The organism is Crossiella sp. NPDC003009 (genome assembly GCF_053591555.1).
Window position 1 is genome coordinate 19106 of sequence record NZ_JBSFUA010000030.1, and the last position, 14506, is coordinate 33611.

Annotated in this window: 12 protein-coding genes; all 12 read left to right on the plus strand. The window is 72.9% G+C overall.

From position 1 onward, the window contains the following. The first annotated feature begins 3 nt into the window (after positions 1 to 3). The 12 genes from ACWDY5_RS26870 (at position 4) to ACWDY5_RS26925 (ending at position 14506) form a co-directional block, all read left to right on the plus strand. On the plus strand, positions 4 to 723 hold the full coding sequence (locus tag ACWDY5_RS26870; protein WP_449724940.1) for a hypothetical protein: 720 nt from the start codon (positions 4 to 6) through the stop codon (positions 721 to 723). Continuing rightward, positions 716 to 1399 carry a hypothetical protein gene (locus tag ACWDY5_RS26875; protein WP_449724941.1) on the plus strand — a complete coding sequence of 228 codons (684 nt, stop codon included), beginning with the start codon at positions 716 to 718 and terminating at the stop codon, positions 1397 to 1399. Before ACWDY5_RS26870 ends, ACWDY5_RS26875 begins: the two co-directional genes overlap by 8 nt. Continuing rightward, complete coding sequence (locus tag ACWDY5_RS26880) at positions 1396 to 2610, plus strand: DUF4255 domain-containing protein (RefSeq protein ID WP_449724942.1); 1215 nt, start codon at positions 1396 to 1398, stop codon at positions 2608 to 2610. The genes ACWDY5_RS26875 and ACWDY5_RS26880 overlap by 4 nt, the downstream gene beginning before the upstream one ends. Before the next feature lie 17 nt (positions 2611 to 2627). Further along, on the plus strand, positions 2628 to 4520 hold the full coding sequence (locus ACWDY5_RS26885) for an ATP-binding protein (RefSeq protein ID WP_449724943.1): 1893 nt from the start codon (positions 2628 to 2630) through the stop codon (positions 4518 to 4520). Further along, positions 4511 to 4759, plus strand: a complete 249-nt coding sequence (locus ACWDY5_RS26890) for a hypothetical protein (RefSeq protein ID WP_449724944.1) — start codon at positions 4511 to 4513, stop codon at positions 4757 to 4759. The genes ACWDY5_RS26885 and ACWDY5_RS26890 overlap by 10 nt, the downstream gene beginning before the upstream one ends. Next, a complete protein-coding gene (locus tag ACWDY5_RS26895; protein ID WP_449724945.1) occupies positions 4756 to 10848 on the plus strand; it encodes an eCIS core domain-containing protein in 6093 nt (2030 codons plus the stop codon). The genes ACWDY5_RS26890 and ACWDY5_RS26895 overlap by 4 nt, the downstream gene beginning before the upstream one ends. A gap of 117 nt (positions 10849 to 10965) precedes the next feature. After that, positions 10966 to 11493, plus strand: a complete 528-nt coding sequence (locus ACWDY5_RS26900; protein WP_449724946.1) for a HEAT repeat domain-containing protein — start codon at positions 10966 to 10968, stop codon at positions 11491 to 11493. Between the two features lie 41 nt (positions 11494 to 11534). Beyond that, positions 11535 to 12128, plus strand: a complete 594-nt coding sequence (locus tag ACWDY5_RS26905; protein WP_449724947.1) for a hypothetical protein — start codon at positions 11535 to 11537, stop codon at positions 12126 to 12128. Between the two features lie 13 nt (positions 12129 to 12141). After that, the gene (locus tag ACWDY5_RS26910) at positions 12142 to 12486 is read left to right on the plus strand and encodes a LysM domain-containing protein (RefSeq protein ID WP_449724948.1); all 345 of its coding nucleotides are present in this window, start codon (positions 12142 to 12144) and stop codon (positions 12484 to 12486) included. A gap of 2 nt (positions 12487 to 12488) precedes the next feature. Next, on the plus strand, positions 12489 to 13622 hold the full coding sequence (locus tag ACWDY5_RS26915; protein WP_449724949.1) for a hypothetical protein: 1134 nt from the start codon (positions 12489 to 12491) through the stop codon (positions 13620 to 13622). Between the two features lie 19 nt (positions 13623 to 13641). Further along, positions 13642 to 14160: a phage baseplate assembly protein V gene (locus ACWDY5_RS26920; protein ID WP_449724950.1), complete on the plus strand. Its 519-nt coding sequence runs from the start codon at positions 13642 to 13644 to the stop codon at positions 14158 to 14160. A 13-nt stretch (positions 14161 to 14173) separates the two neighbouring features. Further along, positions 14174 to 14506, plus strand: coding sequence for a hypothetical protein (locus ACWDY5_RS26925; RefSeq protein ID WP_449724951.1), 333 nt, complete (start codon positions 14174 to 14176; stop codon positions 14504 to 14506).

The window sequence follows — 14506 nt, forward strand, 5'->3', positions numbered from 1 at the left end:
CCGATGACATCGGCGAGCGAGCTGCTGGCGGCCTGGGAGCACGGACTGCCGTCCGGGCACACCCAGCGGGCGCTGCTGCTGCACCGGCTGGTCCGCCCGGCTGCCGGTGCGGCGCAGCTGCTCGGCGTGCCGGTCGGGCAGCGGGACCGGGAGCTGTTCGGCCTGCGCCGCGAGCTCTTCGGCGACCGGCTCACCGGGCGGCTGTCCTGCCCGGACTGCGCCGAGGAGCTCGAGTTCGACTTCGCCGCGGGCGCGGTGCTGGCCATCGACCCGGCCGACGGACCGGTCTGGGTCGAACACGGCGGCTACCGGGTGCGGTTGCGGCCACCCACGCCCGCCGACGTGCTGGCCGCGGGACAGGCAGGCCGGAACGCGCGCGGCGAGCTGCTGCGCCGGATCGTGCTGACCGCCACCCACAACGGGAAACCGGTCGGCGCGGAGGAGCTGCCGCCGCCGGTGCTGGCCGCGGTGGCCTCGGCCGCCGCCGAGCTGGACCCGGCCGCCGAGGTGCTGCTGGACGTGCCGTGCGTGGCCTGCGGCGGCCGGGCCAGGGCGCTGCTGGACATCGCCGGCTACCTGTGGGCCGAGCTGGACTCCTGGGCCCGCGGCCTGCTCCTGGAGGTGCACGCGCTGGCCGGCGCCTACGGCTGGACCGAACCGGAGGTGCTCGCGCTGAGCCCGGCCCGCCGCCGCCACTACCTGGAGCTGGTGGGACATGAGTGAGCCCGACTTCCTCGACCGCCTGCTCGCCCGCTGCCTGCCCGGGGCGGGCCTGCCCACCGACGCCACGCCGGTGCGACCCCGGCTGGCCCAGCTGTTCGAACGCGGCGAACCCGCGGCGGCGGAACCCGGCTCCGCCGAGCCGCCGCGGGCCGCCACCCCGGGCGTCGTAGGCCCGGGGAGCCCGGCGGCAGCGCCGAGCGCCGTCCCACCACCGGCCGCCGCTGTCTCGGCGGAACCGGTTCCGGCGCACTCGCCGACGGCAGGCCCGTCGGCGACCGCGTCCGCCGGGGCCGGGCCGGTGCCGACGCCGGCGCTGCCGCCGGTGCGCACCGTGGTTGAACCGGTGCGCCACGAGATCCGTTCTGTCCACGAGAAGACCATCACGGAGCGGCGGATCCCGGTTACCGCCGCTCCACTCCACGGGCCGGCCGATGTGGAATCCCCAGCCGCGTCGGCCGGCCCCGCAGCCCCACCGCGGCCCGGACCCCGGCTCCGGGCCGCGGTGACCTCCCGCCGGGGGCGCGCGCCGGAACCGGCCGCGCCGTCGGTGACGGTCACCATCGGCCGGGTCGAGGTCACCGCCGTGCTGCCGGAAACCCCCGCGCGGCAACGGGAACAGCCCCGGCGGGCGGAACCGGCGGTCGGCCTGGCCGAGTACCTCGGCGGTGACCGATGAGCAACACGCTCGCCGTCGCGCACGTCACGCACGCGCTGTGCGCCTACCTGGCCCGCTCGCTGGACATCGACGTCGCGGTCAACGTGCATCCGCAGAAGCCACCGACCGAGCCGCCGTCGGACCCGCTGATCTCGGTGTTCCTGTACCAGGTCACGCCGAACGGCTCGCTGCGCAACGCGGACGCGCCCACCAGGGGCCCGGACGGCGCGGTGCTGCGCAGGCCACAGGCCGCGCTCGACCTGCACTACCTGGTCAGCTTCCACGGCGAGGAGGCCAGCTCGCTGCCGCAGCGGCTGCTGGGCAGCGTGGTGCGCGCGCTGCACGAGGGCCCGATCCTGTCCCGCAAGGACATCGAGGACGCCGCGCTGTTCCACCCGTACCTGGCGGGCAGCGACCTGGCCGCCGCGCCGCACAAGGTGCGCTTCACCCCGGCCCAGCTGGACCTGGACGAGAAGTCGAAGTTGTGGTCGATGCTGTTCCAGACCCCGTACGCGCTCTCGCTGTACTACCTGGCCTCGGTGGTGCTGGTGGACGGGCGCAGCCTCCCGCAGGCCGGTAAACCGGTGCTGCGCAGGCACATCCAGGTCGAGCCGTTCGTGCGGCCGGTGGTCGAGCAGGTGCTCTCGCTGCCTGCGGGCGCCGCGCCGGGCACCCAGCCGGACACCGCGCCGATCACCGGTGACCGGGACCTGGTGCTGACCGGGCTCAACCTGGGCCGCCCCGGCCCGGTGGCGCTGGTCGGCGGGCTGCCCGCGCCGGTGCGCCGGATCGCCGAGGCCCAGGTGGTGCTGGGCCAGCCGGCGAACCTGCCGCCCGGCGTGCACACCGTGCAGCTGCGCTACCCGGTCCAGCTCGACCCGGCCAGCGAGCCGAGGCCGCTGCTGGAGTCCAACGCCACGCCGTACGTGCGCAGGCCGAAGGTGGTGCGCGCGCAACGGCAACCGGGCGGGGTGCGGGTCCGGGTGGACCTGCCGGTGCGGCCGGAGCAGCGCGCGGTGCTGCTGCTGGACGGCAGCGGCGCGGGCGGCTACCAGTTCACCGCGCCGTTCCCGCTGTTCAGCGGCAGTGCGCCGGGGCACGAGTTCACCGTGCCGATCAACGACGTGGTGCCGGGCCGCTACCTGGTGCGGGTGCAGGTGGACGGCGCGCAGAGCCCGCTGGAGTTCGCCGACGGCGCGTTCACCGGACCGAGCGTGGAGATCACCGGCTGAGGAGAGGGGGTCGGCGGGTGCATCAGGACGCGGTGGTCACGGCGGTGCGCCGGGTGCTCGCGCGCCTGGACGCGCACGCCGCCGGTCTCGGCCCGGCAGTCGAACCCGTTGCCGCGCCGGGGGAACTGACCGCGCTGGACGCCTTGTGCGTGTGCTTCGGCCTGTCCGGCTTCGAGCGGGACGTGCTGCTGCTGTGCGCGGCGATGGAACTGGACCCCAGCACCGCGGCCCGCTGCGCCGCCGCGGCCGGTGATCCGGAACGCGGCTACCCGACCTTCTCCCTGGCCCTGGCCGCGCTGGCCGAACCGCACTGGAGCGCGCTGCCGCCGGTCGCGCCGCTGCGCCGCTGGCTGCTCCTGGAACTGGACCCGGGCTCGCTGACCACCGCGCGGCTGCGGATCAGCGAGCGGGTGCTGCACTTCCTGGTCGGACTGCCCTATGTGGACAGTCGGCTGCACGGCCTGCTGCACCGGGTCGGCGCGGAGGCCGAGCTGCCGGACTCGCAGTGGCAGGCGGCGCGGGAACTGCTCGCGCACTGGCACGAGCCAGGCGGCCGGCCGCAGGCGGAGCTGGTCGGCGCGGATGAGCGCACCCGCTGGGAGGTCGCCGCGGCCGCCGCCGAACAGGGCGGGCTGTCGCTGCACGTGCTGCGCGCGGAGGACCTGCCTGCCGACCCGGCCGAGCGGGAGCTGCTGGGTCGGCTGTGGGAGCGGGAGGCGTTGCTGCTGCCGGCCGCGCTGCTGCTGGAGGTCGCCGAGCCGAGCCCGAGCCGGCGGGCGGCGGTGGCGCGGTTCGCCAGCGGACTCGGCGCGCCGGTGGTGGTCTCCAGCACCGACCCGGTCTCCGGTGACAGCGCGATCCGGGCCCGGATCACGGTGCCCGCGCCGACTGAGGGCGAGCAGCGGGAGCTGTGGGCGGGTGCGCTCAACGGCTCCGGCGCGGCCATGTCCGACACCGACCTGCGCCGGCTGACCGCCCAGTTCTCCTTGCCCGGCCACGTGATCAGGGCCGCCGGTGAGTCGGTGCGCCGGGGCGCCGGCGAGGGCGGGGACCCGGCGGAGCTGGCCTGGCAGGCCGGTCTGGACCAGGCCAGGATGGCGCTGGAGGAGCTGGGGCGACGGGTCATGCCGCGCGCCGGGTGGACGGACCTGGTGCTGCCGAGGGCACAGCGCACCATCCTCACCGAGATCATCGCGCACGTCCGGCAGCGCGCGGTGGTGCACCAGGACTGGGGTTTCGAACGGGTGCTGCGCCGGGGGCTGGGCGTCACCGCGCTCTTCGCCGGGGGCAGCGGCACCGGGAAAACTCTGGCCGCCGAGGTGCTGGCTGGTCAGTTGGGCCTGGACCTGTTCGTGGTGGACCTGTCCCAGGTGGTCAGCAAGTACATCGGCGAGACCGAGAAGAACCTGCGCCGGGTGTTCGACGCGGCCGAGCGCGGCGGCGCGCTGCTGCTCTTCGACGAGGCGGACGCGCTCTTCGGCAAGCGCAGCGAGATCAAGGACAGCCACGACCGCTACGCCAACATCGAGGTCAGCTACCTGCTGATGCGGATGGAGTCCTACCGCGGCCTGGCCATCCTGACCACCAACATGAAGAAGGCCCTGGACTCGGCCTTCCTGCGGCGCATCCGGTTCGTGGTCGACTTCCCGTTCCCCGGCCCGGCCGAACGCGCCGAGATCTGGCGCCGGGTCATCCCGGCCGCCACCCCGACCGACGGCCTGGACGTGGCCCGGCTGGCCCAGTTGACGGTGGCGGGCGGCAGCATCCGCAACGTCGCGCTGTCCGCGGCCTTCCTGGCCGCCGAGGAGGGCGCGGCGCTGGGCATGCGGCACCTGCTGGCCGCCGCGCGCACCGAGTACCTGAAGCTGGAGCGCGCGCTCACCCCGCCGGAGGTGGCCGGATGGGTGTGAACATCGAGATCGGCGAGCTGTCCTTCACCGGCTTCGGCCGGGTGGACACCGAGCGGGTGGCCGAGTCCTTCCAGCGCGAGCTGACCAGGCTGCTCACCGAACATCCCGTCCGGTTCACCGGCCGGGAGATCGACCTGGTGGGCGGGGTGCCGCCGCTGCCGCCCACCAGGTCCGCCCGCGGGCTCGGTCAGGCGCTGGCCAGGGCAGTCCACAGTGGACTGACCGGGGCGGCCCCATGACCAGGTCACTGGACCGCAGGCCCAAGCAGCCGGAGCGCACAAAGCCGGAGGCCACCGCCGCCCGCGTGCCCCGCGAGCTCCGCGAGGTGCTCGCCGCACCAGGCCACCCGGTCGACCCGGCCCTGCGCCGCGAGCTGGAGTCCCGCCTCGGCCACGACTTCAGCCGCGTCCGGGTGCACACCGACACCGACGCCGCCACGGTCGCCGAGCTGGTCGGGGCCGAGGCGGTGACGGTCGGCCAGGACATCTTCTTCGCCAAAGGCCGCTACCGCCCGGAAACCGTCGAGGGCAGGCACCTGCTCACCCACGAGCTCCTGCACACCATCCAGACCCCGCACCCCCTCGGCGACCTGGCGGCGGGCCGCGACCCCGGCGCGGTCAGCACCCCGGACCAACCGGCCGAACGCGAGGCCGAGTCCCTGGCGGAGGCGCCCGGCGAGGTCAGGGAGAAGTCCAGGGCAGCGGGCTGGATGCGGTATGCCACGGTCACCGCCGACCAGCTGCGCACCGAACAGCTGGACCCGGCGACGCTGGTGGACCGCCTGGTGGCGGCGGTGCTGCGGAGCCTGCGCGGGGACCCGACGGACGCGGCGGGGCGGGTGCGCGCGCAGCTGGGCCGGTTCACGCCGGAGCTGCGGGAGACGGTGCTGGCGCGGCTGGAGAACCGGTTGCCGTCCCCGGAGTACCGGCGGGTGCTGGAGCTGCTGGCGGAGGTCGACCAGTCAGCGGCCGCTCCGGAGGTCGAGACCGGTGCCGTTCCCGAGCCCGTGGTGGAAACCCCAGAGCCGCAACCGGAACCCGAGCCGGAAGTGGAACCGCAGCCGGAGCCGGAGCCGGAGCCGGAATCCGAGCCGGAGCCGGAATCCGAGCCGGAGCCGGAACCCGAGCCGGAGCCGGAACCCGAGCCGGAGCCGGAGCCGCGTCCCGAGGAGCCCAAGCCCGAGGAGGAGAAGAAGGAGGACGCCGAGCAGGAAGACACCGCGAAGGAGGAGATGCCCCCAGCCGAACAGCCCGCCCCGGCGCAGGAAGCCGTCCCCCAGCCCGCGGCCCAGCTCCCCGCCGCTCCCGCCGCCTCCGCGCCCCCGGCAGGCGCCACCCCGGCCCCCACCGCGCCCCGAGCCGAGCCCCAGCAACCCTCGGCCGAGCCGGAACGCGTCGAAGCCGCCGTGACCGGCCCCGACAGCCCCCTGGCCCGCCACGGCCCGCTCGACCGCGAAGAGCCCCCGGAACAGGAAAAACCCCTCGGCCTCGAACCGGACGCCGAGTCCGAAGTGGACACTCCGGACCCCGAGCCGCCCCCGGAGCCAGCCGAGCCCGAGCTGAAGCCGGAGGACCACCTGCCGGCGGCTGACCTGGATGTCTCCGGGGTGCCGACGGCGGATCGGTTGACGCTGCCCGCGAGCGGGACGCCACCGGCTCCGAGCTTCCCCGCACCGCCGCCGACCAAGGCCGAACAGACCCCGGAACCGTCCGAAGTGGACGATCCAGAGCCCGAGCAGCCGACCGCCCCGGCGATGCCCGCGGCGACAGAACCCGCGCCGGAGCCCGCCCACCCGGGAACGCCCGCCGCAGCATCCGTCGCTGAGCCCTCCGCCCCTCAGCCCCCCGCCGAGACCCGCTCGCCTGACTCCACAGCCCCGACGACCTCCGCTCCGGAGCCCGCCACTCCGGAGCCCGCCACTCCGGACCCCGCCACTCCGGACCCCGCCGGTCCGGTGCCCGCCGGTCCGGTGCCCGCCGGTCCGGTGCCCGCCGGTCCGGTGCCCGCTGCCGCGGAGCCCGCCGCCCCAGCCCCGGTAACTGCCACGCCTGGCCCCGCCGCCACGCTTGGCCCCGCCGCCGGACCTGGCCCCGCCTCCACCGCCTCCACCGCCTCCGCTTCCCCCGCCTCCGCCTTTGCGCCCGCTGGTCCTGGCCCCGCCCCCGTCCTCGCGCCCACCACCCCGACCACCGCTCCCGACCCCGCCGACCCGTCCCCGGGCGGCCCTGCTCCCGTCGGCACCGCCCCCGAAGCCTCCCTCGAACCCGGTGGCGGAGCCTGCGCCGGAGCCCCCGAGGCCACCACCACAGCCGCCGCCCCCGAATCCGCTCCCACCGGCGGGGGCGGCGGCGCGGCCCCGGCCCCAGCCCCAGCCGAACCGGAACCCGCCGCCCCCGACGTCTCCGCCCAGCCCCCGGAAGCCGCGCTCGCCTCGGTCGGCGCCCTGCCGATCGACCGGATGCAACCCGCACTGTCCCAAGTGGACTCCTCGGTCACCCGCAGTGTCGGCGAGCAGCAGTCCGCGCTCCAGGCCGCGCCGCCCAGCATGGAGCGGCCGGTGGGGGCGCCGCGGACGCTGAGCGGGCCGCCGCAGGTCGCGCCGCCTGCGGAGGCGGAGCGGGCGGAGCTGGAGCGGGTGCGGGCGGCGGAGGCGGATCGGCAGCAGCAGGCCAGGGCGGAGCAGGTGCGCAGCGAGCAGCAGCCGGTGCCGCGCCCGCACCTGGCTGGTGACACCCAGGGCAAGGTGACGCCGGGAGACGTGCAGAACGTGCAGCAGGCGGTGCGCAATGTGCCGACCACCGACCCGGCGATGAACACCACGGTCGCGCCGCCGCCGAAGGTCGAGCTGACCGGGCAGGCCGATCCGGCGCGCACCGACCAGCAGAAGACCCAGCTGGCCGAGCAGTCCCAGCAGCTGCACAGCACCGGGCGCGCGGAGTCGGCCAAACCCCTTGGCGAGGACCAGGTCTTCCCGGACGTGCCCGGGGAGACCCTGGCCGCCGAGGTGCCCGCGCCCGCAGGCGGGCAGGCCGCCGGTGGCGCGGGCGGGGCTCCGGCGGACAAGGGCGTCGCCGTGGTGGCGCAACAGGAACGCGGGCCCCAGGTGCGGGCCGCGGTGTCCCAGGGACAGGGTCAGCTGGGCGCCGAGCGGCAGAACCACGAGCAGTCGGCGGCGCGGGAGAACGCCAGGCACGAGTCCGAGGTGACTCGCACGGTCGCGGAGAACTCCGAGGCGCAGGCCGCCGAACGCGGCAAGGTCGCCACCGACGCCGCGGCCAAACGGGAGGAGTGGCGGGCCGAGCAGGACCAGAAGATCGAGGAGAACAACGAGCAGGCGAGCAAGGAGCACACCAAGGCCAACGGCGAGGTGGTCAAGAAGAAGACCGAGACCGACGAGGCCAACGCGCGCAAGGAAACCGAGGAGAACCAGCGGATCCAGCGCGAGCGGCAGGAGGCCGAGCGCAAGGCCGAGGAGGAGAAGCGGCGCAAGGAGAAGGAGGCCGAGGGCGGCGGCTTCTTCAGCTGGCTCGCCTCGAAGGTCACCTCCTTCTTCAACGACCTGCTCGACGCGGTCACCGGCTTCTTCAACGCCGCGATCCAGGCGATCAACGGCATCGTGCGCACCTTCACCGACCTGGTGATGAAGGCGATCGACCTGGTCAGGGACGCGATCGTGAGCCTGATCAACGTGCTGGCCGACGTGCTGATCGCGCTGTGCGACGTGCTCGCGGTGTTCTTCCCCGAGCTGGCCGCGCGCATCCGCAAGGGCATCGAGGACCTCCGCGACGCCGCCATCGCCGCGGTCAACGCCCTCGCCGAAACCCTGAAGGCGGGCGTCAAAGCCCTGCTCGATCTGCTGGCCAAGGCCCTTACCGGCCTGCTCCGCCTGCTGGAGGCCGGGCTGAAGGCCGCGGTCGAGGCGGTCCGCGGCGCGGTCAACGCCGCCATCGAGTTCGCCAAGGCCGCCATCCAGATGCTCGGCGAGTTCGCCGCGATCATCGCCGACATCGCCGCCGACGGCGTCGGCACCTGGCTCGGCAAACTCGGCGGCAGCGCCAAGGACGGCGTGCAGAACCACCTGTGGGGCGCCATCCAGACCGGCGTCAAGGAATGGTTCAACGGCAAGGTCGAAGAAGTCCTCGGCCTGGGCAAAGCCGTCATGGACATCCTCATCCGCGGCTGCCTGTCCACGGGCAAGATCGCCAAAATGGCCTGGGACGGCATCATCGCCGCCCTGCCCGTGATCATCGTCCAGGTCGTCGTCGAACGCCTGGTCTCCCTGATCATCCCCGCCGCCGGCGCGGTGCTCGCCGTCGTCCAGGGCCTGATGGCCGCCTGGGGCACCATCAGCAAGATCCTGGCCGCCATCGGCGCTTTCGTCGCCTTCCTCAAGGCGGTCCGCGCGGGCCCGGCCGCCGCGCTGTTCGCCAAGGCGGTGGCCGCGGGCGTGGTCGCGCTGCTGGAGTTCATCACCAACTTCCTGATGACCAAGCTCAAGGGCGCGGCGAAGGGGGTCGGCAACACGCTCAAGGGAATCGCGGCCCGGATCGACAAGGGGCTGGGGCGGGCGGCTCGCGGCACCCGCCGGGCCGCGGGCAACGCGGTGAACTCGGCCCGGCGCGGCCTCCGGTCCGCGAGCCAGGCGCTGCGGCCACCTCGGCGGTCAGCGGCTCCGGTGGGTCGGCGGCGGCCAGGTGGGGCGGTGGCTGGTGCCAGGGGTCGGCCTGGTGCGGCCCGGCGTCCGGCGGCCCGGCGTCCGGCTGCGCCTGCCCGGCGACCGTCCATAATGGATAGAGCGAAGGGGGCGGTCCGCACCGGGCTGACCCGGGTGCGCAACGCGGCCAAGGCGCTGGGCACGCGGCTGCGCAACAGCAAGCTCGGCAAGGCGCTGGCCAACAGCGCCCGCCGGATCCGCGACCGCTTCAACCGGCTGCGCGACCGTTGGCGCGAGCGCCAGCGCCGTCGTGCGGCCGCGCGTCGCCGCCGCCAGGAAGCCGAGCGCGGCAAGCACCACGAAGACCGGCTGGCCAAGGCGGTCGAGCGGATGCGACCTCGCGTCACCGCGCTGCTGCGCCGCGGTGTGCGCCCGTCGGTCCTGCGCGCGGTGCTCGCGGCGATGCGCCTGTGGTACCGGCTGTCCAGGGTCGCGGCGGAGGGCTCGCGGAAGTTCCAGGTGAAGGCGTGGGCCAGCCCGCCCAAGGTCGTCGTGCCCGGCCTCAACGTGGAGATCGAGCCGCGCGAGGTGCTGGCCTTCATCGAGGCGTTGAGCGGCAAGCTCGCGGAGAACGCCCGGTTGCGCGCACAGCCCGGGGACATCCAGAACAAGTCGAGCGAGAGCGTTCCGGGTGAGATCGAGTCCGTGTCGGCTGGGTCGAGCGTCGGCGCGGGACAAGTCTTCGAGCACTTGGAGGGATTGGAGCGAACCGGCGGCTTGCCCAAGCCGAGCAGGCAGACGCGGGCGGCGACCGAGACCGAACCGGCGAAGGAGGTCACCGTCCCCGGCAAGTGGTCGCTGAAATGGGGTGACACCAGCGCCGGTGACACGTTGTTCCACGAGCAGGGTGGGGCTAACCGGATCGGTCACCGCAGGCCGGCAGGCATGGCGAAGGGGCACGACCTGACCTATGCCGAGATCGCCGAGGACGAGCGCAAGTTCGGCGAACTGCTGAAGCTGGGCCAGGACTACCTGAACCTGTTCGCGGGCAAGGCGGTCAATCCCGCTGCTCCCGTGCAGCAGATCATGAAGGCGCGGTTCCTGATCACGCTCACCTCCTACATCGAGGGCCGGCGGGACCGGACCGCGCGGGTCTACGCCGCGATGCTGGCGCTGCGGATCTCCTCGGCCTCCCAGCGCAGCGACGCGCTGCAGATCATGCAGGCAATCGAGGACTTCCCGATGGCGGCCAGGGGAGCGCAGGCCGCCGCCCCCGGCAAACGCAGCTGGGTCGAAGGCGCCGAGGTGGACCAACAGGTCGCGTCGGTGAACGACCGGGCCACGCAGGCGCGCAAGCAGATCAGGGAACGGACCGATATCGACGCGAACGAGCGGAAGCGGTTGCTCAGACAGGTCAACAGCCGGGCCAGCGCTGAGCGATTCGCGATCAAGGGCGGTATGCGAAAGGCGAAAGGCAGGGCTGGAAAAGGTCCGGATGGGAAGCGCGAAATGGTCGTGGGCGCTGAAGGGCTGGCGAGCCGGGAGCTCGCGTATGTGCAGGCATGGTTGCGCGACTACGACTTCAGCTACCTGGAGGGCACTGATCCGGATCAGGTGAAGCGAGAGGTTTTCGAGAAGATCGAGAAGTTGGTGATGTCCACGTACGGCGTTTGAACGAGGGGTCCCTATCCTGCCGATGTCCGATTTCGTTGACCGCGAAGAGGTTTTCCGGTGAGTTCAGCCCAGACGTACCGCACCAGGCGACTAGTGCTCCGTGACGGTCGCCAGGCCGTGCTGCGCAAGATCGAGGAACTGGGCTGGCCGTTGACGCGAACCAGGTATGACGAGGACCGCAGCTTTGAGCTGGGCTGGACGGTCGGCGGGGAAACCGAGTTCTGCTACGTCGAGGATCTGTCCTCCGGCGTGCGGTGCTGCTTCCTGCGGGGAACCGACCGGACGCGGTTCGACGAGTTGTTCAACCTCGTACGCACGCTCCTCGATGTCTGGACCATGACGGAGCTTGTCGACGAGGTGCGGAAAGACCTGCCCCCGATGGAGCTGGTGACCGCCGTGTTCCAGCTCGGACTGGGCGCGCCGACCGGATATTCCGAGGACTATTTCGCCGTGCTGAGCGAGTCGCTCGCACATCCCAATCCCATGATCCGCGCGGCCGCGGTGCGAACCATGGCGTACACGGAATGGCCGGAACTGCGGGACGCACTTGTCTTCGTGGCCGAGAGCGACTCGGACACCAGGGTGGTGGACGAGGCCCGGCTGGTGCTCAGAGCCTTCGACGAGGTGGGGGATCCCAACACATGACCCGATATCTCGACATCCCCAAACCCATCCGCTCCGGCATCGTGATCGTCGACCCGGAACGCGGCACCCCGCAACGCGTCATCGTCATGCAGTTCAACCCCGACACCCTCGAACGCACGCTCGCCCCCCAAGCCTCCGGCGCCGAACAAGGCGACCGCACCGAGGCCCTGCGGCTCAAGGGCCCCGCGATCGAGACGTGGAAGTTCACCGCGGAGATCGACGCCACCGATCAGCTCGACGTGCCCGCGCCGTTCGGCATCCACCCGCAGCTGGCGGTGCTGGAAATGCTGGTGCACCCCACCAGCGCCCAGCTCCGCGCCAACCAGCGACTGGCGGCCGCCGGCACGTTGGAGATCACGCCCATGGAAACCCCGCTGACGTTGTTCGTGTGGGGCACCAGGCGGGTGATGCCGGTGCGGATCACCGAGCTCGCGGTCACCGAGGAGGCCTTTGATCCTGAGCTGAATCCGATCAGGGCGGCGGTGAGTCTGGGGTTGCGGGTGTTGTCGGTCAACGATCTGCCCGCGGGGCATCGGGGGGCGGAGCTTTATCTGGCGCATCTGGCGCAGAAGGAGCGGTTGGTGGCCGGCAGTGGGGTTGGGCGGTTGGCGCAGCTGGGGTTACCCAGCATCTAGGGAGGGGACGAGGATGGCTGATCCGCTGGAGTTTCTGCCTGATCCGACGGCTTATCCGCGGACCAGTCGGTACCACGGGATTCCGGCCGCGGAGCTGGTGACCGGGGATGGGCGGCGGGTTCCTTTTCTGCCCCGGCGGTTGTTGCCGGATCCAGCGGAGTTCGCCGAGCTCGGTGCGCACGTGGTGCGGGAGGGGGAGCGGGTGGACCTGATCGCGGACCGGCAGTTCGGGGACGCCGGGCTGTGGTGGCGGATCGCCGACGCCAACCCGGTGCTGGATCCCCGGGAGCTGGACGCACCGGGGCGGCGGTTGCGGATCACCTTGCCAGCCGGGGTTCCCGGGCCGGTGCTGGACTAGCCATGGCCGCTGACCGCACGCCGATCCACCTGACCCTGTTGCTGGGCAGGCGGATTCCGGTGCCCGCGCCCCGGGAGGTGACAGAGGCCCTGCTGTCCGCGCAGGTCACCGTGACCGCGGGGCAGCGCAGCGGGTTCCAGCTCTCCTTCGACCTGTCCAAGAAGGGGCTCATCCACAACGAGCTGCTGCCGGCCGGGTTCTTCGACCCGCAGGTGCGGGTGGTGCTGATGGCCACCGTGCGCGGCACGCCGTCGGTGCTGATGGACGGGGTGTGCATCCGGCAGGAGGTGGGCATCAGCAACCAACCTGGGCAGTCCACGCTGACCGTCACCGGCGAGGACCTGACCGTGCTGATGGACCTGGAGGAACGCGCGGGCGTGCCGTTCCCGGCGATGCCGCCCGCGGCCAGGGTCGCGGCGATCATCGCGCAGTACGCGGGCTACGGCATCGTGCCGGTGGTCATTCCCGAGCTGTTCCCGCAGGCGGCCATGCCCACCCAGCGGATCGACTTCCAGAAGGGCACCGACCTCGGCTACCTCAACGAGCTGGCCAAGGCCAACGGGTACGTCTTCTACCTCGACCCCGGCCCGGCGCCGGGGGTCAGCAAGGGCTACTGGGGGCCGGAGGTGCGGCTCGGGGTGCCGCAGCACGCGCTCACCGTCAACTCCGACGGATCGTCCACAGTGGACCAGCTCACCTTCAGCTTCGACGGGTCGGCGCGGGAACAGCCCGTCGCGATGGTGCAGATCCCGTTCACCAGGGTGTCCGCGCCGGTGCCGGTGCCCGAGGTAGGCGTGCTGCGCCCACCGCTGGCGCTGCGGCCGGCGCCCGCGCTGAAGAAGAAGGTCATCGCCGACACCGCCAAGAAGGACACCCCGATGGCGCTGGCCGAGACCCTGGCCAAGGCGGCCGAGTCCGCGGACGCGGTCACCGGCTCCGGGCAGCTGGACGTGGTGCGCTACGGCCACGTGCTGCGGCCGCGCGAGCTGGTCGGCGTGCGCGGCGCGGGCATCACCTACGACGGCCTCTACTACGTCAAGAGCGTCACGCACAACCTCCAGCGCGGCAGCTACACCCAGAACTTCACCCTCGCCCGCGAAGGCCTGATCGCCCTGCAGCCCAGGGTGATCCCGTGAACCCGCCAGGAGAGCGCCGATGAGTCCTGAGCCGAACCGGTACCTCGGCAAGTTCCGGGGCACGGTGGTGGTCAACGTGGATCCGCTGCGCCAGGGCCGGATCCAGGTCCAGGTGCCGGACGTGCTGGGCAGCGTCCCGTCGTCCTGGGCGATGCCGTGCCTGCCGGTGGCCGGGCCGCAGATGGGCCAGTACGTGGTGCCGCCGGTCGGCGCGGGTGTGTGGGTGGAGTTCGAGCAGGGCGATCCGAGCTTCCCGATCTGGACCGGCTGCTGGTACGGCTCCCAGGCCGAGGTGCCCGCGGTGGCGCTGCTCGGGCCGCCGGTCGCGCCCAACATGGTGCTGCAAACCGTTGCCGGGCACCACGTCCTGCTCTCCGACCAGCCCGGCAACGCGGGCATCACCCTGCGCACCGCCACCGGCGCCACCCTGTCGGTCACCGATCGGGGAATCGTGCTCGACAACGGGCAGGGCGCGGTCATCTCGATGGTCGGCGCGACCGTCACCGTCAACCGGGGAGCGCTCACCGTCAACACCTGAATGGGGGCAAGGCATGTCGATGAACCTGTTGCACGTCAACGCGACCGTCACCTGTCCGCACGGCGGCCAGGCCACCGTGCGCCCAGGGCAGAGCCGGGTGGCGGTGAGCAGCCAGCCGGTCGCGGTGCAGACCGACGTCTACACGATCGCGGGCTGCGGCTTCACCGTCAGCGGGTCCCCGCACCCGTGCGTGACCATCCGCTGGGTCCAGCCCTCGACCGCGATCCGAGTCAACGGGGTGCCCGCGCTGCTGGAGAACTCGGTCGGCCTGTGCCTGGCCGCGGACCAGGCGCCGCAGGGGCCGCCGAGGGTGATCACCGTGCAGCGCCGGGCGGGGGGACGCTGA

Coding starts and splice junctions, on each gene's coding strand:
- ACWDY5_RS26870 (WP_449724940.1), top strand. CDS start 4: ATGACATCGGCGAGCGAGCTGCTGGCGGCCTGGGAGCACGGACTGCCG.
- ACWDY5_RS26875 (WP_449724941.1), top strand. CDS start 716: ATGAGTGAGCCCGACTTCCTCGACCGCCTGCTCGCCCGCTGCCTGCCC.
- ACWDY5_RS26880 (WP_449724942.1), top strand. CDS start 1,396: ATGAGCAACACGCTCGCCGTCGCGCACGTCACGCACGCGCTGTGCGCC.
- ACWDY5_RS26890 (WP_449724944.1), top strand. CDS start 4,511: ATGGGTGTGAACATCGAGATCGGCGAGCTGTCCTTCACCGGCTTCGGC.
- ACWDY5_RS26895 (WP_449724945.1), top strand. CDS start 4,756: ATGACCAGGTCACTGGACCGCAGGCCCAAGCAGCCGGAGCGCACAAAG.
- ACWDY5_RS26910 (WP_449724948.1), top strand. CDS start 12,142: ATGGCTGATCCGCTGGAGTTTCTGCCTGATCCGACGGCTTATCCGCGG.
- ACWDY5_RS26915 (WP_449724949.1), top strand. CDS start 12,489: ATGGCCGCTGACCGCACGCCGATCCACCTGACCCTGTTGCTGGGCAGG.
- ACWDY5_RS26920 (WP_449724950.1), top strand. CDS start 13,642: ATGAGTCCTGAGCCGAACCGGTACCTCGGCAAGTTCCGGGGCACGGTG.
- ACWDY5_RS26925 (WP_449724951.1), top strand. CDS start 14,174: ATGTCGATGAACCTGTTGCACGTCAACGCGACCGTCACCTGTCCGCAC.